The organism is Nakamurella flavida (genome assembly GCF_030811475.1).
In the GTDB taxonomy this organism is placed as follows: Bacteria; Actinomycetota; Actinomycetes; order Mycobacteriales; family Nakamurellaceae; genus Nakamurella; species Nakamurella flavida.
This window is the reverse complement of sequence record NZ_JAUSQV010000001.1, coordinates 2716535-2739742: the sequence shown is the minus strand read 5'-3', so window position 1 is coordinate 2739742 and position 23208 is coordinate 2716535. Positions and strand designations below refer to the sequence as shown.

The following is a 23208-nucleotide window of genomic DNA, read 5'->3' as shown; positions in this document are numbered from 1 at the left end:
CGGAACGGCTGTGGCCCTGTGGATGTGGCCGGCCGGGGCGGACCGGACCGGGACAGGTCGGGCCCCTCCGGTCAGGTCGGCCCGCTCAGGTCGCAGCGGGATCGGCCAGCAGCCCGGTGAGATGGGCCAGCGCGTCGGCGTGATCCTGCGCCACGTGGTGGGCCAGCGCGAGCGCCTCGGGACGCGGCGGGAACTGCCGGTTGGGGATGGCGATGACGTACAGACCGGCGCCGTGCGCGGAGCGGATGCCGTTGCCGGAGTCCTCGATGCCGATACCGGCGCGCCCGCTCAGCCCGATCTGCCGGGCCGCCTCGAGATACACGTCGGGACTGGGCTTTCCGCGCGGGACCTCGGCGCTGGTCACCACGGCACCGAAGAGCCGGTCCAGCCCGCCGTCGGCCAGCAGCACCTCGATGATGGGCCGGGCCGAGGAGGTGGCCAGCGCGATCGGTACCCGGGATGCCGCGAAGCGGACCAATTCCGGCCCACCGGGCATCAGGCCCGCCTCCCCCGCCCGCACCCGGCCCACGATGTACTGCACGCAGAAGTCCGCGGCCTGCTCGGCGGTCTCCCCGCTCCCGGTGCGCTCCACCAGGCGCGCCGACCACTCCGGGACGCTCATGCCCATCGTGTCCACGGAATCCTCGTGCTGCCACGGGGTGTGGTGCGCCTGCGCGTACGCCGCCCAACTCAGGTCCCACAGGTGCTCGGTGTCCCCGACGATGCCGTCCATGTCGAAGACGACACCGTGGAACGGGGGCCCGTCGGCCGTGGCCGCCGTGATCCGACCGGCGGGGTCGCCGGTCACGCCGGGGCTCCCGGCGAGGGCGACCCGGCGTCGGTGTCCGCCCGGTCTCGCTCCGCGGCCGTCGGCTCCGCGGTCACCGCACCGCCCACCCCGGCGCGGACCGCCTCCAGGGCGGCGCGGTCCGCGGCTACCTCGGCCTCGTGCCCGGCGATCTGCCGCGCCGTCTCGGCCTCGTCCCAGCCCAGCAGCGGGGCGACCAGCGCGGCGATGGCCGGGGCCACCGACACGGCGCCGTCGGGGAGCTCGATGGCCAGATGGGTGCGCCGGACGAGGAGGTCCTTGAGGGTCATCGCCCCCTCGGCCCGGACGCCGTACACGATCTCGGCGGGCAGGTAGCCGGCCCACTCCTTGACCGGGTGGACCCAGGACGCATCCACCGCACCCAGCGCGAGGACGTCGGACACCTCGTTCCCGTAGCGGGTGAGCAGCCGCTGCATGGTGTGCTCGGTGAGGTGGTGGTCGCGAGCCAGCAGCGGCATCCGGTTCTGCAGCGCCGCCCAGCCCTGCGCCCCGACCAGCGGGGTCGCCCGGGTCACCGACCCGGGCACGCGGCGGCCGAAATCGGTCGTGGCCACGGCGGTGTCGACGGTGTCCTCGGCCATCAGACGGTAGGTCGTGTACTTGCCGCCCACGATGGTGATCAGCCCGTCGGGGCCGGGGACGATGGAGTGGTCGCGGGAGAGCGCGGAGGTGGTCTCCCCGTCCACCCCGACCGGCTTGAGCAACGGCCGCACCCCGGCGTAGACGCCGAGCACGTCGTCGGTGGTCACCTTGCGGGCCAGGAAGTGGTTGAGCTCGCGGAGCAGGTACTCCACGTCCTCCACCTCGGCCACCGGGGCGCCCTTGTCGCCGGTCCACGGGGTGTCGGTGGTGCCGACCAGCCAGTAGTCCCACCAACGGCGGGCGATGATCACCGAGTCGCTGGCCCGGGCCAGGATGCCGGTGTCGGAGTCGATGGCCTCCTTGCGGAGCAGCAGGTGCACACCCTTGGCCGGCTGGACGGCGAACGTGTTGGCCCCGGCCAACTGCTGCAGATCGTCCGACCAGGCGCCGGCGGCGTTGATCACCACCCGGGCCCGGATCTCGTGGGTGCGGTCGGTCACCCCGTCACGCACCACGGCCCCGGTGATCCGATCGCCGGTGTGCAGGAAGTCCACGACGGCGGCCCGGGGGATCACGTGCGCGCCGTTGGCGGCCGCGGTCCGGGCGACGGCGAGCGTGTGCCGGGCGTCGTCCATCCGCACGTCGGCGTACTGGATCGCACCGGTGACCACCGCGGGGTCGAGCGACGGGGCGTGCCGGACGGCGCCGCGGCGGGTGAAGTGCCGCTGTTTGGGGACGGCGTTGCCGCGCAGGCCGAAGATGTCGTACAGGGTGATGCCGGCGCCGGCGTAGGGCCGCTCCCAGTGCTTGGTGAGCGGGTAGAGGAACGGTTCGGGTTGCGCCAGGTGCGGGGCGATGACCTTGACCTGCAGGTCCCGTTCGACGATGGCGTGGTAGACGAGGGCGAAGTTGTACTGCTCGAGGTAGCGCAGGCCGCCGTGCAGCACCTTGCCCGACCGGGACGACGTCCCGACGGCGATGTCACCGGCGTCGACCAGAGCCACCGACAACCCGCGACTCGCCGCGTCCAGCGCGCACCCGGCGCCGGTGATCCCGGCCCCGATGACGAGCACGTCCACGCCCGCGGCCGCGGCGGCCAGGCTCTCGGCCCGCTGCCCGGCGTTCAGCTGCCCGGGGCGCCCACCGGGGACGGGGCCGTCGGTGGTGGGGCGGGCCCGGTCGCCGACGGCGCCCTGCCCGGTCTGCTGCATCGTCATCGGTGCCTTCTTCCTCGCGGGGGGCGCACACCCACAGCCGGTCGGGACGGCCGGCGGGCCGTTGCCCCGCGTCCAGCCTGCCCCAGAAGTGCGACCGACGGACGGCCGGGGCGGCCCACCCGACCGGTCCGGCCGGGAAGGCCCCGCGCCGGGTCGGCCGGTGGCCGTGCTGTGAGAAGTCGCAGTGAAGTTAACAGGGCGCCCGGACCCCCACAAGGGTGGCGGGCGGGGCAGGTGTGACCGTGGGCCAGCCAGGATTCGCCCAGGCACCGGGTCGGGGGCAGGCCCGACGTCCGAACGAGTGGTTGTCCCCCCGCCTCCGAAGCCACGCCACGGTCACGGTGTGGTTCCGACCCTTGCGGACTTCACGATCTCACTGTTATATCTAGCGGGACATCCCCAATGGTGAGGTGGATCACGCTGATGAGCGGTGGCAACGACGCACCCGAACGGCCCGGCCGGGTCACCCCCGTGCCCGGACGGGCGAGCGGCGGGTTCCCGGCGCCCGGACGACCGGACGTCCGGTGACCCGCACCGACCCGGCCCCGGCCCACCTGGTCCTGTCCCGGCACGGGCAGACCGTCTGGCACGCGGAGAACCGGTACGCCGGCACCAGCGACGTCGACCTCACCGAGGTCGGCCTCGCCCAGGCGGAGGCCCTGGCCCGCTGGGCCACCGGGGCCGACCTGCGGGCCATGTACTGCTCCCCGGTCCGCCGGGCCCGGCTGACGGCGGAGCCGGTGGCCACCGCCCTGGGTCGGCCCGCCGTCGTGGTGGACGAGCTGGCCGAGGTGCACTTCGGCATGGCCGAGGGACTGACCATCGCCGAGGTGCGGGAGCAGGACCCGCAGGTCGCGGCGGCCTTCCTGGCCGATCCGGTCCGGCACCCGTTCCCCGGAGCCGAACCGGTGGAGGGGGCGGCGGTCCGCGGAGCCACCGCGCTGCGCCGGATTGCCGCGGCCCATCCCGGCGAGCGGGTGCTCGTCGTCGCCCACAACACGCTGCTGCGGCTGTCGCTGTGCGTGCTCCTGGGCATCCCGCTCGCGCACTACCGGCGGGTGCTGCCGCGCCTGGACAACGGCACCCTCACCGACATCCAGCTCACCGGCGGGGACGGCGATCTCGCCGCCCTCCGCAGCTTCAACGTCCCGCTCGAGGTCCCCGTCCCCGTGCGTTCCGGCGCGGTCGCCGACCGCCACCCGTCCCTGTCCGTCAGCCTCGATGGAGGAACCCCGTCATGAACCGTTTCGACCCCAACCCCCTGATCCGCCCCGGGTCCGGGCTGTCCCGGCGTTCCATGCTCAAGGCCATGGGGCTCGGCGGCGCGCTGGCGGCCTCGGTCCCGCTGCTGTCCGCCTGTGGTCTCACCGGCGGCGGTGACGACGCCGCCGGCGGCGGGTCCTCCTCCGCAGCGGCCGGCGACGTCACCGGCGACTTCGACTGGAAGAAGGCCTCGGGCACCACCATCCGCCTGCTGCGCACCCCGCACCCGTACGTCTCCACCTTCGACCAGATGGGGCTGTACAAGGAGTTCACCGAGCTGACCGGCATCACCGTCGAGTACGACGACGTGCCCGAGGCCGACTACTTCACCAAGCTGACCTCGGAGCTCCAGGGCGCCTCCAGCGCCCACGACGTGTTCATGACCGGTGCCTACTTCATCTGGCAGTACGGCCCGCCCGGATGGATGGAGGACCTGCAGCCCTGGCTGGACAACACCTCGGCCACGTCCCCGGAGTACGACTTCGACGACATCTTCGAGGGTCTGCGCACCTCGACCCGCTGGGACTTCCAGAAGGGGTCGGCGCTGGGCACCGGCGGCCAGTGGGCCATCCCGTGGGGCTTCGAGACCAACGTCATCTGCTACAACAAGGAGGTCTTCGACGCCAAGGGCATCAAGCCGGCCGAGACTTTCGACGACCTCATCCAGCTGTCCACCGACCTGACCGACCGCTCGGCCGGGACCTACGGCATCTCCTACCGCGGGTCGAAGTCCTGGGCGACCATCCACCCCGGCTTCATGACCCAGTTCACCCGCGAGGGCGGCAAGGACTTCTCCTTCACCGACGGCAAGCTCGTCCCGACGATGAACTCCGACGCCGCGGTCACCTTCACGCAGAAGTGGGCCGACCTGGCCAAGAACGCCGGCCCGTCCGGCTGGACCAGCTACGAGTACCCGCAGGCCACCCAGGATCTCGCCGACGGCAAGGCCATGATGGTCTACGACGCGGACTCCGCGACGTACCCGAAGTGGAAGGGCACCGCGGTCGCCGGCAAGCTCGGCTGGCACCCCGGCCCGGCCGGCCCGGACGGCAGCTACGGCACCAACCTGTGGACCTGGTCGCTGGCCATGAACTCCGCGGCCAAGCCCGAGAACAAGCTGGCCGCCTGGCTGTTCATCCAGTGGGCCACCGGCAAGGACGCGCTGTCCAAGGCCGCGACGTCGGGCAACTTCGCCGATCCGGTCCGCCAGACGGTGTTCGACGGCGCGTTCAAGACCTCCATCGGCACCGAGTACCCCGGGTACCTGGAGACCTTCGAGAAGGTCATCGGCTCCACCAAGATCCAGTTCACCCCGCAGACCCAGTTCTTCGCCACCACCGAGGACTGGGCCGGGGCCCTGCAGGACATCTACGGCGGGCAGGACGCCAAGACCCGCCTCGACGCGCTGGCCTCGGCCACCGCCGACAAGGTCAACCAGGCCTGAGCCGTTCCGGTGGGGCCGGCGCGATCCGCGCCGGCCCCACCGGCCGGTCCCCCTCCGGGCCGACCCGTTCCACCGCCCCGACCGACCGCACCCCCGACCCACGTGAGTACAGGAGACGGCCATGTCCTCCATGCTGGACGAACCGGTCCTGCCCGACACGGGCGCGACCCCGCCCCCGCCGGGCAAACCCCCGGTCCAGGTGCCGAAGTGGCGACGGGACCTGCGTCCCTACCTGCTCTCGGTCCCGGCCGTCGCGCTGATCATCGGCATCCTCTACCCGTTCGTCATCGGGGTGATCTTCGCGTTCCAGAACTACTCGGCCCAGACCACCCGCAACCGGCGGTTCATCGGGTTCGAGAACTTCCAGCAGGTGCTCACCCCGGGCGGCACGTTCTTCATCGGGCACGCGGCCTGGGTCACCGTCTACTACGCGGTGCTGGCCACCGTCATCGAGACGGTGCTCGGCGTCGGGATCGCGCTGCTGCTCAACCGGTCGACGATCATCGGGCGCATCTTCGAGAAGGTGCTGATCCTCCCGCTGATGATCGCGCCCGCCATCGCCGCGCTGGCCTGGAAGTTCATGTACAACGCGGACTTCGGCGTGCTGAACCACGTGCTCGGGCTGGGCACCTTCAACTGGCTGTCGGCCGACACGGCGCTGTACTCCGCGGTGCTGGTCGACGTCTGGATCTACACCCCGTTCGTGGCCATCCTCGTGCTCGCCGGCATCCGGTCGCTGCCCCGTGAGCCGTTCGAGGCGTCCTCGGTCGACGGCGCCGGGCCGGTCTACATGTTCCGCCGGCTGATGCTGCCGCTGATCTGGCCGTACATCCTGGTCGCGGTCATCTTCCGGTTCATGGACTGCCTGAAGATCTTCGACATCCCGCAGGTGCTCACCGGCGGTGGCCCGGGCGACGCGACCACCACCCTGCAGGTCAGCGCGTTCAAGGACCTCATCAACAACGGGCAGTACTCCCGTGGCGCCACCTACATGTTCATCCTGTGGATCATCGTCTTCATCACCGCCCGGGTGCTGGTCGGGGTCCTCGGCAGGGCCCAGCGGCGCGCAGCCGGAGCGGAGGACTGACATGGCCCGTCGAGAACTGATGCCCGGCCAGAAGCGGCTCACCCCAGGGGGTGTCGGCGCCGAGGTGCTGACCGTCCTGTGGTTCGTCTTCTCGCTGTTCCCCATCGTGTGGCTCATCCTGCTGTCGCTGAAGTCCACCGAGCAGCAGCAGAACACCTTCTTCACCTTCACCCCGACCCTGGACAACTTCCGGTTCGTCCTCTTCGGGCAGACCGGGTCGGACCTGCGGCAGGGGCTGTTCAACTCGTTGATCACCTCGGCCGGCGCCGTGCTGGTGTCGTTGATCATCGGCATCCCGGCGGCCTACGCGGCGGGGCGGTGGAAGTACAAGGGCAGTGACGACCTGATGTTCCAGATGCTGTCGTTCCGGTTCGCCCCGGAGCTGATGGTGCTGGTGCCGCTGTTCATCATCTACCGCCAGACCGGCCTGCTGGACAGCTCTCTCGGCCTCATCTGGGTGCTGCAGCTGGTCACCATGCCGCTGGTGGTCTGGATCCTGCGGTCCTACTTCCAGGATCTGCCGCCGGACCTGGAGCAGGCCGCGCTGCTCGACGGGTACACCCGCACGCAGGCGTTCGTGAGGATCGCCCTGCCGCTGGTCCGCCCGGGCATCGCCGCGGGCGCACTGCTGGCGTTCATCTTCGCCTGGAACAGCTACGTCTTCCCGCTGATCCTGGCCAACAACGAGCTCAAGACGGTCACCGTCGCCATCGCCACCTTCCAGGGCGGCGGAGGTCAGATCTACTACAACCACGCGGCGGCCGCGGCGCTCATCGGCGCCCTGCCCCCACTCATCCTGGCCCTGTCCATCCAGCGGTACCTGGTGCGCGGGCTCTCCTTCGGGGCGGTGAAGGCATAGATGGCCACCCTCACGGTGTCCGGTCTGAACAAGACCTACGGCAAGAAGCAGGCCCTGCACGATGTCGACCTGGACATCGCCGACGGCGAGTTCTTCGTCATGCTCGGTCCGTCCGGGGCGGGCAAGACCACGACCCTGAAGTCGATCGCCGGGCTGCAGGAGATCGATTCCGGCACGGTGACCATCGCCGGACGGGACATGACCGGCGTGGAGCCCTACCGGCGCAACGTCGGCATGGCCTTCGAGTCCTACGCGCTGTACCCGCAGCGGACGGTGTCGGAGAACCTGGCCTCACCGCTGAAGTCCAAGCGGCTGGGCACCTTCTCGGCGCAGGACCAGAAGGACCGGATCGACGCGGTCACCACCACCTTGGGCATCAACCACCTGCTGAGCCGGCTGCCGCGGGAGCTGTCCAACGGGCAGCGCCAGCGGGTCGCGCTCGGCCGGGTGCTCGTCCGGCCGGCCGACGTCTACCTGCTCGACGAACCGCTCTCGCACCTGGACGCCAAGCTGCGGGCCGCGATGCGCGCGGAACTCAAGCGCCTGGGCCAGATGTCGAACACCACGACGGTGTACGTCACCCACGACTACCAGGAGGCGCTGTCCCTCGGTGACCGCATCGGCGTCCTGAAGGAGGGCCGACTGGTCCAGGTCGGCACCCCGGCCGACGTGTGGTTGCGCCCGGTCGACAGCTTCGTGGCCCGGGCCCTGGGCCAGCCGGAGATGAATCTGCTGCCCGCGCGGGTCGACGGCGGCGCACTGGTCGCCGGGGACGGCGCCGTGCGGATCCCGCTGACCGGCGGCGACCTGGCCGTCCGCCCCGGCGACGACGTCCGTCTGGGCATCCGTCCCGGTGACGTCCGCGCCACCGTCGACGAGGAGCCGGCCGACGGCCGGGTCACCATGGCCGGTCGGGTGGAACTGGCCGAACGTCTCGGCCGGCAGATCGAACTGTCCGTCCGGGTCGGCGACGCGAACCTGATCGTGCTGTCCGACGGCGCCCACCCGTTCGCCGAGGGCGACCGCGTGGCGCTGAGCGTGGCCACGGCCAAGGTGCACGTCTTCGCCGGCAGCGCCGGGAACACGGCGGAAGCGATCACCGACGACACCGCGCGGCTCGGCGCCGCCGACGGCACCGCCCACCGCGGTCCCGCCCACGCCCCGCCCGCGGGCCGGGCCGCATCGACCACCGCCCCCTCGACCGTTCCGGGAGTCAGCAATGGCCGATGAGACCCTCACCTCTCCCCGCACGGGGGCCCACCCGGCGGCCGCCACCGCGGCGCCGTCCGCCGGGAACAGCCTCACGCTGACCGACCTGCGCAAGACGTACATGACCCGGGGCCGGCCGACCTTCGAGGCGGTCAAGGGCATCGACATGCAGATCGAGCCCGGCGAACTGGTCGCCCTGCTGGGCCCGTCGGGGTGTGGCAAGACCACCACCTTGCGGATGATCGCCGGGCTGGAGACCGTCACCGGAGGCGACATCCGGATCGGCGACCGCTCCATCCGTGACCTGCCCCCCGGCAAGCGCGACGTCGGGGTCGGGTTCGAGTCCTACGCGCTGTACCCGCCGCTGAACATCCGGGAGAACCTGGCCTACGGGCTCAAGGCCCGCAAGGTGCCGGACGCCGACGCCCGGGTGGACGCGCTGGCCCAGCGGCTGGAGATGACCGAGCTGCTCAAGCTGCGCCCCGCCGGGCTGTCCAGCGGGCAGAAGCAGCGGGTCGCGCTGGCCCGCGCGCTGATCCGCAACCCCAAGGTGCTCGTGCTCGACGAGCCGCTCTCCCACCTGGACGCCTCGGCCCGGCAACGGGTCCGGCGCGAACTGAAGGTGCTGCAGCGGGAGTTCGGCTACACCACCATCGTCGTCACGCACGACCAATTGGAGGCGCTGAGCCTGGCCGACCGGCTCGCCGTGATGGACCAGGGCATCATCCAGCAGTTCGGCACCCCCGACGAGGTCTTCGACGACCCGGCCAACCAGTTCGTGGCCGACTTCGTGGGCGAGCCAAAGATCAACCTCGTCGAGGGCGTCGTCGAGCGGTCCGGCAGCGGGACGACGGTGCGCATCGGCGACGGCAGCGTGCTGCAGTCACGGGCGACCACCGCCACCCCGGGCGCCACCGTCATGGTCGGCATCCGACCGCAGGACTGCCGGGCCGCCGAGGCCGACGCGCCGGGCCTGCACGGTGAGGCGCTCGTGGTCGAGGATCTCCAGGAATTCACCCTGGTCACGCTGGCCGTCCCCGGACTGCCCGCCCCGGTGGTGGCCCAGCTGCCCTCCGGCTCCCCCGTCGGACCCGGCGACCGGATCGGCTTCTCGGCCGCGGCGGACCGGGTGTACCTGTTCGACCAGAAGGACGGAACCCGCATCCGATGACCCGACCGCTGACCGTGCTCTGCGCGGGCGACGCCTTCATCACCGCCGACGCCCTCGCCGCCCAGGTCCACGCCCAGTTGGCCGATCTCGGTGAGCTGACCGTCCTCACCATCGCGAGTGATTGGCCGGACGAGGCCTTCGGCGACGTCGACGGCGTGCGCGAGGCGGCCGGCGATCCCGACGAGTTCGCCCGGCTGGCCGCCGAGGCGGACGTCATCGTCACCCATCTCGCCCCGGTCACCGCCCGGGTCATCCAGGGCGCCGGTCGGTTGCGGATCATCGGCAGCGTCCGGGGCGGCCCGGTCAACATCGACATCGCCGCAGCCACGGCGGCGGGGGTCCCGGTCGCCTATCTGCCGGGGCGGAACCTCACCGCCGCCGCCGAGTTCACCGTCGGCATGATGATCGCGGTGACCCGGAACATCGGTCCGGGATCGCACCAGCTGATCGACGGGACCTGGAACGGCAGCTACTACCGGTACGAGCTCGCCGGACCGGAGCTGGGACACGCCACCGTCGGGCTCGTCGGCTTCGGCGCCATCGGGGCACACGTCACCCGGCTGCTGCGGGCCTTCGGGTCCACCGTGCTGGTGTGCGACCCGTACGCGGACCCGGCCCGGATCATCGCCGAGGGCGCGCAGCCGGTCGAGCTCGACGATCTGCTCGGTCGGTGCGACATCGTCAGCCTGCACCCGCGACTCACCCCGCAGACCTCGGGCATGGCCGACGCCGCGTTCTTCGGCAAGCTGCGACCGGGCGCGTTCTTCGTCAACACCGCCCGCGGTGAGCTCGTCGTCACCGACGACCTGGTCGCCGCGCTGCAGTCCGGGCAGGTCGCCGGAGCCGCGCTCGACGTCTTCGATCCCGAACCCCCGCCGCCGGGCTCCCCCCTGCTCGCCCATCCGCGGGTGGTGGCCACCCCCCACCTGGCCGGCGCGTCCCGCCGCGTCGCCGACTTCTCCGCCGAGGCCGTGGTCGCCGCGGTCGGCACCTATCTGCGGGACGGCACGCTCCAGCACTGCGCCAACCCCGAGGTGCTCTCCGGGTGATGCCGGGACATCGCCGCCGGCGGGCGCTCAGGGCAGGGCGGGCGTCCGCACCGTGGCGCGGTGGTCGATCATCTCGCGCAGCAGCGTCCGCCGGACGCGAGGGCGTTCGGTCAGGCTGACCGCGAGCACGGTCAGCAGCAGGTAGCTCACCAACGCGCTTCCCACCAGGGTGAGCACCGGCACGAGCGGGCCGCCGAGCTCGGCGATCATCGACTGCTTGGCCCAGACCCGCCAGGTGAGCATGAGGTTGACGCCGAGGCCGACGACGTAGGAGCTGACGAAGGACAGCAGGAACGGCCGCAGCGTGCCGTCCTGACGGCGGGCCTCGAGCGGCTCCACCCGTAACGGCGAGACCACGGACAGCACGTTCCCGATCCCCAGCCAGATCAGCATCATCGTGATCAGCTGCCCGACGGCCTTGAGCAGCGCTGCCGGCTCACCGGCCCGCCAGGCCAGCAGCCCGCTGAGGACCAGCCCGACCGCCCCCACCAGCACGAACAGCGTGATGTTCTTGGCCAGCAGCAGCTGCCACAGCCGACGACCGCCGACCAGCGCGGCTCGTACCCGCCCGGCGTCCCAACAGAGGGCGTTCGTGCAGACCACTCCGCCGATCACCCCGGAGAGCGCGTACAGGGCGAGGTAGGGCATCACCTCCTCCTTGTCGTCCCACCGGAAGAGCCGCAGGTAGCCGAGGTAGGCCAGCCCCAACCCGAGGCCGACCGCCAGCTTGGTCAGGATGGGCCGCGGGCGATCGCGGAGCAGCGCGGAGAACTCGTGGGCCACCCCCTCGGTCACCGCCCGCGCGTGAGCGCGGATCGGGTGCCCGGGCGGCAGCAAACGATGCGCGAGCGGGATGCGGACCGCGGCGGCAAGGCGGGTGTCGGCCCCGTCGGCGCGGGTGGGGCCAATGCAGGCGGGGTCGAGGGCCAGGGCGCGCAACGCGGCCGCTCGGGACTCCAGCACGGCCCGCTGCGCCTCCCGCAGGGCCAGTCGGGCCACCGTCACCGCTGCCTGCGCGTCGGCCTCCGCCCGCAGCGCCGCACCCTCCGGGTCGGCCGGCGGCGGGTCCGTGTGCTCGTCGCGGGACGGGTCGAGGATGTCGAGCAGCCGCGACTGCCAATCGGCGGACGGCCGCGCGGCCGCGGGGGCCGGCCGGGAGGACTCCTCCCGGTCCGACGCGATCGACCGGTCGACCCGACGCAGCGCACGGTCCACCGCGTCCCGATCCGTCCATGCCGCGGACCTCGTCACCCCACCGGCGAGTGCCGCGAGCCCGGCGACCTCGCCCAACTCCTCGACTGCCGCCACATCGTCCCCCCGGGCTCGGCTCCTTCCCGCAGTCTGCGGCCACGGCCCGAGTCCCGACATCCCTCGATCGGAGTCCGTACCGACGGGCCGCCGCACATTCGGTGACGGGGGGCGACCCGGCGGGGTGGGACGCGGGGCAGTGCCCTAGCGTCCGACCATGCCGACCCGGCGGCGCCAGTCCTCCACCTCGGCGAGCAGACCGGCGGAGTACTCCGTGACCGTCTGTCCCGCCGGCAGCACCAGGTCCAGGGACCGGGTGATCTCGGGGTCGGACATACCCGCCCGGCGGGCCCGGTCCAGATAGGCCATCGTCGACTGGAGCAGCATCACCCGCTCGTTCACCAGGGTGAGCGCCCAACCGGCCAGCACATCGGCGGGTAACGGGGGCATGCCCTCCTGGGCCGCGCCCAACGTGAACGTCACCAGCGGGTGCAGGCCGGCCGACGCCAGATGGTCCTGACCGTTCGCCTCGAGCCAGCCCTTCAGCGGCTCCGGGCAACCGTGGCGTGTGCCGACCATTCCGGCACGCTACCGCCGGTCCGCAGGTCCCGCCGGGTGTACTGCACAGCGGGGACATGCCCTCTCGCACGCACGCCGTGCACCCCGGCCACCCCGTCCGCGCTCGTCCGTCCGACGCACCGGCGCGCCCCGCAACCGGGCGGCCGTCGCGGGGCCCCCGGCGGGGCATAGTGGAGGCATGCTCGCCTTCCTCGCGGTTCTGCTCGTCATCTGGGTCGTCCTGGCCGTCGTCGGCTTCGTGGTCAAGGGCCTCTTCTGGCTGGCCATCGTGGCCCTCGTCCTGCTCGTGGCCACGGCCGCCTACGGCTGGATCAAGCGCAAGGCCGCCGGTCGCGTCTGACCTCCCGCCCCATGGGGTGCCTCAGCCGACCTGGGCCCGGGCCGTCGGACCGTGCTCCTGCGCGCAGGGCGGCCGGCACCCGCACGAACGAAGAGGGTCCAGATCCGGTCGGCCGGCGATACTGGCACGACGTCCCCGCCAGAAATGCGGGCGGGCCCGCCCGTTCCCCGCGTCCGGGCGACCGGTGAAGGCAGACCAGGTGTTCTTCCACTGCTGCACGAGCGCTCCGCAACTGCGGTCGGGCGCTCCGGTGTCGGCGCCCTTCCGTCCCTGTCTCTTCTACCGAACGTAGACCCCGGTCGGATGCCCCGCCGACCCGGCGGATCCCCGCGCCGGCCGCCCGGCTGAGTGGCTGCAGCGCCCCGTGCCGGGAAGGTTCACCGGCGTCGGCCGGACAACACCCCCGCCGTGACGACGACCAGCAGCCCGGCCGCGGGGACCACGAGCAGGCCCACCCGCAGGCTCGCCGCGTCCGCGATCGCCCCGACGATGGGCGGGGAGAACAGGAAACCGAGCCGCATCAGCCAGGACACCAGGGTGAGCCCGGTCCCCGGCTTGAGTCCGGGCAACTCGTCGGCCTCCTGCATCGCGGCCGGGACCAGGGTGGCGACACCGAATCCGGCCGCCGCGAACCCCAGGATCGTGCCGGGCACCGACGGGAAGGCCAGGGCCGCGCCCATGCCCGCGGCCGCGATGAGCCCGCCCGTGCGGGCCACCACCCGCTGGCCGAAGCGGTCGACCAACCGGTCGCCGACGAGCCGGCCCACGAACTGGGCCCCGACGAGGGCGATGAACCCGGTGGCGGCCACCGCGGCCGGTGCCTGCAGCGACCCGGACAGATAGACCGCCGCCCACGAGTTGCCGGCGTCCTCGACCACCGACCCGGCGATGGCGATGAGCACCAGAGCGGCCGCGATCATCCCGATACGGGTCCTGGACGCGGCGGCCCGACCGGCGGCGTGGGCCGGCGGGGGCTGGTCCTCGCCGCCGGCGACTGTCCGCGGCAGGCAGAACCGCAGGGCGGTGAGAGCGACGGCGGAGAACACCACGGCCGAGATGCCGAGGTGCACCCCGATCGGCAGGCCGAGCGCGATGGCCCCGGCGGCCATCGCTCCCCCGGTCACCGCCCCGATCGACCAGATGGCGTGGAACGAGTTGATGATCGAGCGCCCGTAACGGCGCTGGACCACCAGACCGTGCGCGTTCTGCGCGACGTCGGTGACCGCGTCCATCGCGCCGGCCAGGAACAGCGCCACCGCGAAGACCCACGCGGTGGGAGCCAGGCCGGCGGCCAGCGCGCCGAGACTGGTCAGCACCGTCCCCGCCGTCGCCGCCCATGCCGACCCCAGCCGCCGGATGACCACGCCGGCCGCGACACCGGCGACCAGGGCGCCGGCCGGGAAGGCGGCTACGGCCAGCCCGTACGCCGTGTTGTCCAGGCCCAGATCGGCCTTGATCTGCGGGTATCGCGGCAGGAGGTTGGCGAACAGGGCACCGTTGGTGAAGAACAGGGCGGACACCGCCAGGCGCGCGCGCCGCTCGACCGCACCGGGAAGGGTGACCTCGACACTCATGCGGACGAACGTACAGCACGAGTGTACGGTCGTACACATGCCGGAACGCAGTGGGTTGGTCCCCACCGACCCGACGTCGGAGCCCGACGGCGGTGGGGACAGATCGGTGGCCCGCCGCCCGGATCCGGGCCGTCGGGACCGGATCATCGACGCCTGCCTCGACGTCGTCGCCGCCGACGGGGTGGCCGGGACGTCCCATCGGAAGGTGGCCGCGGCCGCCGGGGTGCCCCTGGGTTCGATGACCTACCACTTCACCGGTATCGACGACCTGCTGCACGAGGCCTTCACCCGGTTCGCGGATCGGGTCGCCGACGGGTTCGACCTGCGCATGCACCGGGCCGGTGATCGTGCGGCGGCCCGGCGGGCGGTGGTCGCCCTGATCGTCGAGGACGTCTTCGCCGAACGGCGTGATCTCGCCGTCACCCTCGAGCTGTACGCCCTGGCGGCGCGCCGACCCGCGTACCGCGCGATCACCGACGCCTGGATGGCGCGCAGCCGTACGGCGCTGGGCGTCCACTTCACTCCCGAGGAGGCCACCCAGCTGGACGCGCTCGTCGAGGGGCTGACCCTGCACCGGGCACTGAGCCTGCGGGCACCCGGCGGCAGCGACACCGGTGACCCGGCCGACACGACTGACACGGCCGCCGTCACCCGGGCCGTCGAACGGGTCACCGCCGGCGTCCCCGAGGTGAGCCGGACCGGCGGTCGGCTGCGGCGGCGACGGTGGGGACGGGACAACGGAGGCTGACCCGGCAGCGAAGCGGCGTCGACCGAACGGGCCGCACGGGGTCCGGACCGATGCGTCGAGCGGTCTACCGTGAGGTCCGGGGCACCGCCGAGTCAACGGTCGAGAGCCCCGCATCGAGGGCTCCGTCCGCGGACGGAGCCGACGGGCGGCACCTGATGACCATCTCGAGCGCATTCGCCGACGCCGTGGAATCGGCCGGGCATCGCCCGGAGATCGCCGGCGAACACTTCTTCCCCGCTCGGCTGGCCTGGGCCGCGGCGCATCTGCTGGACGCCGACGGCGCCGGACTGAGCCTGTCCTCCGACGTCTCCCTGCGCGCCCCCCTCGGCTCGTCCGATCCGGCCTCCAGCGCCGCCGAACGGCTCCAGTTCACCACCGGGGAAGGCCCCTGCCTGGACGCGTTCGCCCTGCAGGCCACGATCCCGGCCGATGCCGCCGCCCTGGCGACTCGGTGGCCGGTGTTCGCGGGCGAGATGCTGACCCGGACCCCGTTCCGGTCGATCCTCGCGCTCCCCCTGCCCCGGCTCGGCGCCCTGGACGTCTACTTCGTCGATCCGCAGGGCTGCCATCGGGTGGACGACCAACTCGCTGCGGCCGTCATCGCCGAGGTGCTCGCCGCTCTGGTGGGCCGGGAGTTCGTCGCCGCCGTCAGCCTGGACGGAGGCCGGCGCCGGCAGTCCGAACAGCGCCGACGGGACCAGGTGCCGATCGCCATGGGCATGGCTTCGGTGACGCTGGGCGTGACCTTCCTCGACGCACTGGCCCTGCTGCGGTCCCGGGCGTTCGTGGACGGGAGGTCCCTGGACGATCTGGCCGCCGACATGGTGGCCGGGTCGCTGAGCATCGCCTCCCTGCGGGCCTGATCCGGGGACTGCACCTGGTGGCGCCGGCCCTCCGCCTGTGTCAAGCGCGCAGGCGGCGGGCGATCTCGTAGTGGACCCCTGCGGCGCGCATCTCGGTCTCGTCCTCGGCGTCGATGCCCTCGTCCACCACGACGAGATCGAAATCGGTGAGCTTGGCCAGCAGATGGGACGCCGGTCGACCGAACTTGGCGTGGTCCACCAGCAGCACCGTGCTCGTGGAGTTGGCCATGAATGCCTTGCGCGAGGTCACCGTGATCTCCGAGCGGTGGTAGCAGGACAGTCGGTTGATGCCCGTGGTCGAGAGGAAGGCCAGGTCGGCGTGCAGATGCCCGATCGCCTCCTGGGTCCGGCTGCCGAAGCAGGCCTCGGGCACCGGGTGGTACTGCCCGCCCAGCACGATGAGCTCGACGCCCTGCTGGCCCGCCAACCGGGGGATCACGGGCAGGAAGTTCGTCGCCACCGTCACCGGGGCCGCGGCCACCAGGTGGGGGATCATCGCCAGGGCCGTGGTGCTGTCGTCGAGGAAGATCGTCTGCCCGGGACTCAGCAGCTTCGCCGCATGCGCGGCCACGGCCAGCTTCTCGTCCCGCATCGCGGCGACCCGCTCCGGCACCCTCGCCTCGAGCAGCGCGGACGGATTCGCCGTCGCACCGCCCCGGATCTTGGTGAGATAGCCCTGGGCCGCGAGCGCGTCCAGATCCCGGTGGATGGTCATCAGGCTGACGCCCAGGCGCTGGGCCAGCTCGTCGATCCGGGCGAAGCCGTCCCGGAGCACGATCCCGCGGATGACCTCGCGACGCTCGACCAGATCGGGACTGTCCGACGCGGGACGATCCGCCGGCCGGTCGACGGCGGTCATCCGGGGAGGACTCGGGAAACTCGGGGCCGGGAGCGCAAAGCTGTCACCCGCTCTCGGACCCGGGAGCGCGGCCCGCTCCGATGAGCACAGTCTGACACGCACCACGCCGAGTACCGGGTGCGGGATGCACCGGAACGGACGCGCAGGGAAACGGTGCGGAATGCGCGGCGACATCGGCGCTGAACGCGCCGGCACATGGCGCTGAACGCGCCGGCACATTGGCGCTGAACGCGCCGGCACATGGCGCTGAACGCGCCGGCACATGGCGCTGAACGCGCGGAAGGGCAGCGGCCCGGGAGCCACTGCCCTTCCGATGGTGCACGTGCGACGGCGGCGTGCCGCCGGTCGATCAGCTCGCCGCGGCGATCCGCACGGTGAGCGAGGCGGTGACGCCCGGGTGCAGCTTGACCGTGACGGGGTGGGCCCCGACGGTCTTGATGTGGCCGTCGGTGTCGACGGTCCGCTTGTCCAGGGACGGGCCGCCGGCCGCCTTGATGGCGTCGGCGACGTCGACCGCGGTGATGGAGCCGAACAGCTTCGAGCCGTCGCCGGTGGTGCGGGCGGTGATGGAGACGGACAGCTTCTCCAGCGCCTGCTTCACCTCGTTGGCGTGCTCGACGCCGCGGATCTCCCGGGCCAGCTGGGCCCGCTTGATCACGGCGACCTGCTTCTCCGCACCCTTGGTGGCCGCGATGGCCAGACCCTGGGGCAGCAGGTAGTTGCGGCCGTAGCCGTCACGGACCTCGACGACCTCGCCGGGGGCGCCGAGACCGGAGACATCAGTGGTCAGGATCAACTTCATGGTCGGTCCCCTCTCAGCGTGCGGTGGAGGTGTACGGGAGCAGGGCGACCTCACGGGCGTTCTTCACGGCCATGGCGATGTCCCGCTGGTGCTGGGTGCAGTTGCCGGAGACCCGGCGGGCGCGGATCTTGCCACGGTCGGAGATGAACCGACGGAGCAGGGTCGTGTCCTTGTAGTTGATGACCGGGGCCTTCTCCCGACAGAACGGGCAGGCCTTCTTCTTGATGACTTTCGGGGGGGGCTTGGGCATCTCACGTCTTTCGGATGTCGCACCCGGTGGGTCCCGGGTGCGGAAGAGGATTCAGGGGCGACCGGCGGGAGGCCGGTCCGGGAGAACGCGCGGCAGGGATCAGAACGGCGGTTCGTCGGAGTAACCGCCGCCACCCGCGGGCGGGGCGGAGTTCCACGGATCGTCGGCGGGCGGGCTGTTGCGCGCCCCGCCGCCGCCACCGGACTGGCCGCCGCCGTAGCCGCCGCCACCCTGGCCGCCACCGCCACCGCCGCCACCCTCCGGACGGTTGGCCCGGTTGATCTTGGCCGTCGCGTAGCGCAGCGAGGGGCCGATCTCGTCGACCTCCAGCTCGATGACGGTGCGCTTCTCGCCTTCCTTCGTCTCGAAGGAACGCTGCTTGAGCCGACCACTGACGATCACCCGGGTGCCCCGGGTCAGGGTCTCGGCGACGTTCTCCGCAGCCTGGCGCCAGATGTTGCAGCGCAGGAAGAGGGCTTCGCCGTCCTTCCACTCATTGGTGTTGCGGTCGAAGGCGCGGGGCGTGGAGGCCACGGTGAAGTTGGCCACCGCGGCACCCGAGGCGGTGAAGCGCAGTTCGGGATCGGCGGTGAGGTTGCCGACCACGGTGATGACGGTGTCGCCTGCCATGAGATCCCCTAGCGTGCGTCGGGTCGGATGATCTTGGTGCGCAGCACGGACTCGTTCAGGTTGAGCTGGCGGTCCAGCTCGGAGACGACGGCGGCCGGGGCGTTCACGGTGATGACCGCGTAGATGCCCTCGGCGTTCTTCCGGATCTCGAACGAGAGACGACGCTTGCCCCACACGTCGACGTTCTCGACGGTGCCACCACCCTGACGGATGACGTTGAGGAAGGTGTCGATCGACGGAGCGACGGTGCGCTCGTCGAGACTGGGGTCGAGAATGAGCATCAGCTCGTAGTGACGCGGCGCGGTGGAAACGCTCACGTACACCTCCTGTGGTCTTGTCGGCCACGGTCGATCCGTGGCAGGAGGATGTGCCGCTCGACGCGGACAGGTGTCCACATGGAGCTGCCCGCCGGTGGGATGTGATCCCGGCGGGCAGTCGGCAACCGGGTCATGCTACCAGCGCACCGCGGTCGCTCCGGACCACCGTGGAACGGGACCGCGGCGGCTCAGTCGTCGGACGGCCGGTCGGCGGGACGGTCCGGCACCGACGGCCCGGGGGCGCCGGTCGCACCGCCGGCGGCAGCGGGACGCTCGGCCCCGGCGGCGCCCACCCCGGCCGGCTCGAGCTCGGCCTCCGTGGTGTCCCGGCCCGCCCGCCGCCGCGCCCACAGCGTGGGCAGCGACGGGACGGTGAACCGGTCCGCCGCATCCTCCAGCACACCGCCGGAGGGATCGTCGTCGCCGGCCATCCGGACCAGGTCCTTCGACGGTCTCAGCACGTCCCGGACGACCAGCACCACCATGGTCAGGATCAACACGTCGCGCAGCACGGCCGCACCCAGGAACGGGTGGATGGACAGGCCCTTGTTCTGCACCCCGGCGAACGAGAACATCAGCAGCACCCAGACCAGCACCTCGACGAACTGCCAGGCCAGCAGCAGCCGCCACCGGGGCAGGGCCAGGGCGACCAGGGGCAGCAGCCAGAGGGAGTACTGCGGCGACCAGACCTTGTTGGTCAACAGGAATGCGGTCACCACCAGGAACGCCAGCTGCGCGAACCGTGGGCGGCGGCGGACGGACAGCGCGAACCAGCCGATGGCTGCGCACGCGACGAGGAACAGCACCAGCGAGAGGGTGTTGACCAGGCTCGGGGAGTCGGCGCCGGGAGTCTTGTCCCACACCCGCGACCCGGTGATCTCGGCGAAGATGAAGTACCAGGAGTCGTACTCCGGCGGCCGTTCGGAGTTGAGCCGGACGAACTCGTACCAACCCTGCGGGTAGAGCAGCATGACCGGCAGGTTGACCGCGGCCCACACCACGGCGGCGGCACCCGCCGCGCGCAGGAAGGCCGGCATCCGGCCCGCCCGCAGGCAGAGCACCAGCAGCGGGCCGAGCAGCAGCAGCGGGTAGAGCTTGGCCGCCGCACCCAGCCCGAGGAGCGCGCCGGCCCAGATCGGCCGGCCCCGGGCCCAGGCGAGCATCCCGCCCGCGGTCAGTCCGATGGCGAGCAGGTCCCAGTTGGTGAAGGCATGGATGATCAGCAGCGGCGAGGCGCACATGATCGCGGTGTCCCAGATCCGCCGGCGCGAGATGCGGGCCGTGGCCGCGACCGCTCCCAGATAGATCAGCCCGAGCAGGATCGCGCCCACGGTGAAGTAGGCGGCCACGTCCAACGGGACCGGCGCGATGCCCGTGGCCTGGGTGACGTGGACGTACACGCTGGACAGCTGGGCCACCGCCCACATCCAGTACCCGGTGACCACCGGGTACTCCATGAACCGCGGCTGGCCGTTGTCCAGCCAGGTCGCCTTGTACGGCAGGGCACCCTCGTTCAGCTTGTGGCTGCCGTACAGCGGGACGACGTCGTTGTAGCAGGCGGTCAGCCAGGGCCGCTGCCCGCTCTGGTCCAGGCTCACCCCGCTGCCGTTCGGGCCCTGCTGGATGCAGGCGGACTTGAACAGCCAGCCGCCGATGAGCGCGAGGATCGCGATGATCAGACAGACCCGGAGCGGGGTGAGGATCGGCGCCCGGCCGACCAGCGCGTGCCGGCCCAGCGGTCCGCCGATGGCGTCGGACGCCCGGCGCACGGTCGGGTCGGTCCACGAGGGCACGACCCGTTCGGTGGGGCTCAGCGAACGGTCCGCGGGGATGTCGTCCCCGTCCCCACCGGAGGGGCGCAGCTCCTGCGTCAGCACCGACCCGTCGGCCACCGGCGCGCCGTCGGGACCCTCGTGGCCCGGCGACCCGGACTCGTCCGGGCCGGGCGCGTCCGGGGGGGCTGTCGTCACCGGGTCAGGGTACGGGGCGCCGGATCAAGACCCGGTGGGTCGACCGGACGGTGTCGGGACGGGCCCGACCGGGTGGTCCGGACCCGCGAGGGGGCCGGATCCGGGCCGTACAGGGCAAGGTGGGGGCGGGCAGGGCGGGGACCGCGATCCGGTGCTGCCGCCCGTCATCACACCGGAGGAACCCATGATCGACCACCCCCGCTCCGACGGCCCGGCCGGACTCGGCGTCCGACTGGCCGGGCGTGCCGTCCCCCGGATCGGCCTGGGCACCTGGGAGCTGGGCGACAGCCTGCGGACCCGGGACGCCGAGGCCGCCGCGATCCGGGTCGGCCTGGATCTGGGCCTGCGCGTCATCGACACCGCGGAGATGTACGGCAACGGGGCGTCGGAGGAACTCGTCGGCGAGGCCATCGCCGGCCGGCGGGACGAGGTCGTGCTGGTCAGCAAGGTGCTGCCGTCCAACGCCTCCCGGTCCGGCACGGTGCAGGCCTGCGAGCGCAGCCTGCGCCGGTTGCGCACCGATCATCTGGACCTCTACCTCCTGCACTGGCCGGGATCCCAGCCGCTGGCCGAGACCCTCGCCGGGTTCCAGGACCTGCAGCGTGCCGGGAAGATCAGGCACTGGGGGGTCAGCAACTTCGACGTCGGGGAGATGGCCGAGCTGGCCGCCCTGGCCGGCGGGCCGGGGGTGGCCACCGACCAGGTCCTCTACAACCTGACCCGGCGGGGCCCCGAGCTCGACCTGCTGCCCTGGTGCCGGGAACGCGGCCTGCCGGTGATGGCGTACTCCCCCGTCGAGCAGGGGCGCCTGCTCGGGCATCCGGTGCTGGCCGAGATCGCCGGTCGCCACGAGGTCACCCCGGCCCAGGTCGCGCTGGCCTGGGCGATCCGGGGCGGCGGGATCTGCGCCATCCCCCGGACGGGATCCGTCGCGCACGTGCGGGAGAACGCCGCCGCACTGCATCTCGCGCTGACCCCGGACGACCTGGCCGACCTGGATCGCGCCTTCCCGGTCCCGGACCGGCCGGTCCCGCTGGAGATGCTGTGACCGCCACCCGGCCGTCGGGACGGGTGCTCTAGCGTCGCTCCGGTGATCGGCACGCACGTACGCACCGCCCCTCCGCGCAGCACCGGCGCGGTGCTGTTCCTGCTGTTCAGCACGGGCTGGGCGGCCAACCACTTCGCGGCGCTGCTGCCCGCCCTGCGCGCCGCCGAGGGGCTGTCGCCGTCGCTGCTCGCCGGGGTCTACGGGCTCTACGCCGTCGGTCTGCTGCCCGGTCTGCTGCTGGCCGGTTCCCTCTCCGACCGCATCGGCCGCGCCCGCACCGCGGTGCCCGGCGCGGTGGTCGCCCTGTCCGGGACGGTGCTCCTGGCGGCATGGCACGAACCGGCGGGACTGGTGGCGGGGCGGTTGATCGTCGGACTGGGGGCAGGAGCGACGTTCAGCGCGGGCACGGCGTGGGCCGCCGATCTCGGCGGACCGTCCGGGGCGACCCGCGCCGGGGTGGCCTTGACCGGCGGTTTCGCCTTCGGCCCGGTGGTGTCCGGCGTGCTCGCCCAGTGGGGCCCGGCCCCGCTGGCGCTGCCGTTCCTGCTCAGCGCCGCGCTGTCCGCGGCGGCGGTGGTCGCCGTGCTCGCCGTCACCGTGCGCGCCCCCCGGCATCCGGTGACCGACCACGCCGAACACCGCGTGCTGGTCGGGACGGCGAGCGGCGCCCCGGCCGGGCCCCGTCGATCGGCCCGCACGGCGCTCGGCTGGGCGCTGCCCATCGCGCCCTGGGTGTTCGCCGGGGCCACCGTCGGGGTGGTGACCCTGCCGGCCCGGATGGCCGGGACGACGGGCGGTCCGCTGCTCGCCGGGGCCGCCGCGGGGGCCGTGCTGGGCACCGGCATCGTCGTGCAGGCGTTGGCCCGCCGGCTGCGGTGGGGCCCGGGCGCCGGATCGGCCGGAGCGCTGAGTGCCGCCGCCGGACTGGCCCTGGCTGCCGTCGGTGGCGGTGCCCCGACCCTGCCGCTGGTGCTGGTCGCCTTCGTGCTGCTCGGCACGGGGTACGGGCTGTGCCTGCGCGCCGGCCTGGTCGATCTGACGACCTACTCCCCGGCCGCCGTCCGCGGCACCCTCACCGGGGCCTTCTACGTGGCCACCTATCTGGGCTTCGGGGTGCCCATCGCCCTGGAGGCCCTGCGTCCGTCCGTCGGCGACCGCCTGCCCCTGGTCGTCCTCGCGGTGGCCGCCGTGGCCGTGGCCTCGATCCGCTGGTGGCGGCTGCGCGGGCGGGCGGCCCGAGCGGACGGGCGGCAGTGAGCGGGCGGCCGGC

23 protein-coding genes are annotated in these 23208 nt (G+C 72.5%); 12 read left to right on the top strand and 11 right to left on the bottom strand.

What is annotated here, in order from left to right; genetic code table 11:
• Positions 1–85: 85 nt before the first annotated feature.
• Together J2S58_RS12140 and J2S58_RS12135 are read right to left on the bottom strand one after the other, a co-directional pair.
• Positions 86–808 (bottom strand): HAD family hydrolase, encoded by a 723-nt coding sequence (locus tag J2S58_RS12140; protein ID WP_205256866.1) that lies wholly within the window; start codon positions 806–808, stop codon positions 86–88.
• Complete coding sequence (locus J2S58_RS12135; protein ID WP_240188863.1) at positions 805–2628, bottom strand: glycerol-3-phosphate dehydrogenase/oxidase; 1824 nt, start codon at positions 2626–2628, stop codon at positions 805–807. Before J2S58_RS12135 ends, J2S58_RS12140 begins: the two co-directional genes overlap by 4 nt.
• Before the next feature lie 524 nt (positions 2629–3152).
• Here J2S58_RS12135 and J2S58_RS12130 point away from each other — a divergent pair.
• The 7 genes from J2S58_RS12130 (at position 3153) to J2S58_RS12100 (ending at position 10710) form a co-directional block, all read left to right on the top strand.
• Entirely contained in the window at positions 3153–3869 is a 717-nt protein-coding gene (locus tag J2S58_RS12130) for a histidine phosphatase family protein (RefSeq protein WP_205256867.1), read from the top strand.
• A complete protein-coding gene (locus J2S58_RS12125; RefSeq protein ID WP_205256868.1) occupies positions 3866–5335 on the top strand; it encodes an ABC transporter substrate-binding protein in 1470 nt (489 codons plus the stop codon). Before J2S58_RS12130 ends, J2S58_RS12125 begins: the two co-directional genes overlap by 4 nt.
• 121 nt (positions 5336–5456) lie before the next feature.
• Complete coding sequence (locus tag J2S58_RS12120) at positions 5457–6422, top strand: carbohydrate ABC transporter permease (RefSeq protein WP_205256869.1); 966 nt, start codon at positions 5457–5459, stop codon at positions 6420–6422.
• A gap of 1 nt (position 6423) precedes the next feature.
• A complete protein-coding gene (locus J2S58_RS12115) occupies positions 6424–7281 on the top strand; it encodes a carbohydrate ABC transporter permease (protein ID WP_205256870.1) in 858 nt (285 codons plus the stop codon).
• Complete coding sequence (locus J2S58_RS12110) at positions 7282–8511, top strand: ABC transporter ATP-binding protein (RefSeq protein ID WP_205256871.1); 1230 nt, start codon at positions 7282–7284, stop codon at positions 8509–8511.
• On the top strand, positions 8501–9661 hold the full coding sequence (locus tag J2S58_RS12105; protein ID WP_205256872.1) for an ABC transporter ATP-binding protein: 1161 nt from the start codon (positions 8501–8503) through the stop codon (positions 9659–9661). Before J2S58_RS12110 ends, J2S58_RS12105 begins: the two co-directional genes overlap by 11 nt.
• Positions 9658–10710, top strand: coding sequence for a 2-hydroxyacid dehydrogenase (locus J2S58_RS12100; protein ID WP_240188864.1), 1053 nt, complete (start codon positions 9658–9660; stop codon positions 10708–10710). Before J2S58_RS12105 ends, J2S58_RS12100 begins: the two co-directional genes overlap by 4 nt.
• A 27-nt stretch (positions 10711–10737) precedes the next feature.
• On the opposite strand, the gene J2S58_RS12095 is transcribed toward J2S58_RS12100, so the two are convergent.
• On the bottom strand, positions 10738–12018 hold the full coding sequence (locus J2S58_RS12095) for a hypothetical protein (protein WP_205256873.1): 1281 nt from the start codon (positions 12016–12018) through the stop codon (positions 10738–10740).
• Positions 12019–12162: 144 nt separating this feature from the next.
• On the bottom strand, positions 12163–12537 hold the full coding sequence (locus J2S58_RS12090; RefSeq protein WP_205256874.1) for a hypothetical protein: 375 nt from the start codon (positions 12535–12537) through the stop codon (positions 12163–12165).
• A gap of 178 nt (positions 12538–12715) precedes the next feature.
• Between J2S58_RS12090 and J2S58_RS12085 the strand changes: the two genes are divergently transcribed.
• Positions 12716–12877, top strand: a complete 162-nt coding sequence (locus J2S58_RS12085) for a hypothetical protein (protein ID WP_205256875.1) — start codon at positions 12716–12718, stop codon at positions 12875–12877.
• Between the two features lie 377 nt (positions 12878–13254).
• Here the strand turns inward: J2S58_RS12085 and J2S58_RS12080 are convergent, their stop codons facing one another.
• Positions 13255–14451, bottom strand: a complete 1197-nt coding sequence (locus J2S58_RS12080; RefSeq protein WP_205256876.1) for an MFS transporter — start codon at positions 14449–14451, stop codon at positions 13255–13257.
• Positions 14452–14488: 37 nt separating this feature from the next.
• Here J2S58_RS12080 and J2S58_RS12075 point away from each other — a divergent pair, with 37 nt between their 5' ends.
• Both J2S58_RS12075 and J2S58_RS12070 read left to right on the top strand, forming a co-directional pair.
• A complete protein-coding gene (locus J2S58_RS12075; protein ID WP_205256877.1) occupies positions 14489–15199 on the top strand; it encodes a TetR/AcrR family transcriptional regulator in 711 nt (236 codons plus the stop codon).
• 155 nt (positions 15200–15354) lie between these two features.
• Positions 15355–16062: a hypothetical protein gene (locus tag J2S58_RS12070; RefSeq protein ID WP_205256878.1), complete on the top strand. Its 708-nt coding sequence runs from the start codon at positions 15355–15357 to the stop codon at positions 16060–16062.
• A gap of 40 nt (positions 16063–16102) precedes the next feature.
• Here the strand turns inward: J2S58_RS12070 and J2S58_RS12065 are convergent, their stop codons facing one another.
• The 6 genes from J2S58_RS12065 to J2S58_RS12040 all read right to left on the bottom strand — a co-directional run bounded on the left by J2S58_RS12065 (position 16103) and on the right by J2S58_RS12040 (position 20890).
• Positions 16103–16921: a DeoR/GlpR family DNA-binding transcription regulator gene (locus tag J2S58_RS12065; RefSeq protein ID WP_205256879.1), complete on the bottom strand. Its 819-nt coding sequence runs from the start codon at positions 16919–16921 to the stop codon at positions 16103–16105.
• A gap of 349 nt (positions 16922–17270) precedes the next feature.
• Positions 17271–17723 carry a 50S ribosomal protein L9 gene (rplI, locus tag J2S58_RS12060; RefSeq protein WP_205256880.1) on the bottom strand — a complete coding sequence of 151 codons (453 nt, stop codon included), beginning with the start codon at positions 17721–17723 and terminating at the stop codon, positions 17271–17273.
• 13 nt (positions 17724–17736) lie between these two features.
• Entirely contained in the window at positions 17737–17973 is a 237-nt protein-coding gene (gene rpsR / locus J2S58_RS12055) for a 30S ribosomal protein S18 (RefSeq protein WP_205256881.1), read from the bottom strand.
• A gap of 99 nt (positions 17974–18072) precedes the next feature.
• Entirely contained in the window at positions 18073–18603 is a 531-nt protein-coding gene (locus J2S58_RS12050; RefSeq protein WP_205256882.1) for a single-stranded DNA-binding protein, read from the bottom strand.
• Positions 18604–18611: 8 nt separating this feature from the next.
• Positions 18612–18920 (bottom strand): 30S ribosomal protein S6, encoded by a 309-nt coding sequence (gene rpsF / locus J2S58_RS12045; RefSeq protein ID WP_306828369.1) that lies wholly within the window; start codon positions 18918–18920, stop codon positions 18612–18614.
• Positions 18921–19108: 188 nt separating this feature from the next.
• On the bottom strand, positions 19109–20890 hold the full coding sequence (locus tag J2S58_RS12040) for a glycosyltransferase family 87 protein (RefSeq protein ID WP_205256883.1): 1782 nt from the start codon (positions 20888–20890) through the stop codon (positions 19109–19111).
• Positions 20891–21074: 184 nt separating this feature from the next.
• Between J2S58_RS12040 and J2S58_RS12035 the strand changes: the two genes are divergently transcribed.
• Positions 21075–21938 carry an aldo/keto reductase gene (locus J2S58_RS12035; protein ID WP_205256884.1) on the top strand — a complete coding sequence of 288 codons (864 nt, stop codon included), beginning with the start codon at positions 21075–21077 and terminating at the stop codon, positions 21936–21938.
• A 42-nt stretch (positions 21939–21980) separates the two neighbouring features.
• Positions 21981–23195 (top strand): MFS transporter, encoded by a 1215-nt coding sequence (locus J2S58_RS12030; protein ID WP_205256885.1) that lies wholly within the window; start codon positions 21981–21983, stop codon positions 23193–23195.
• Positions 23196–23208 lie beyond the last annotated feature (13 nt).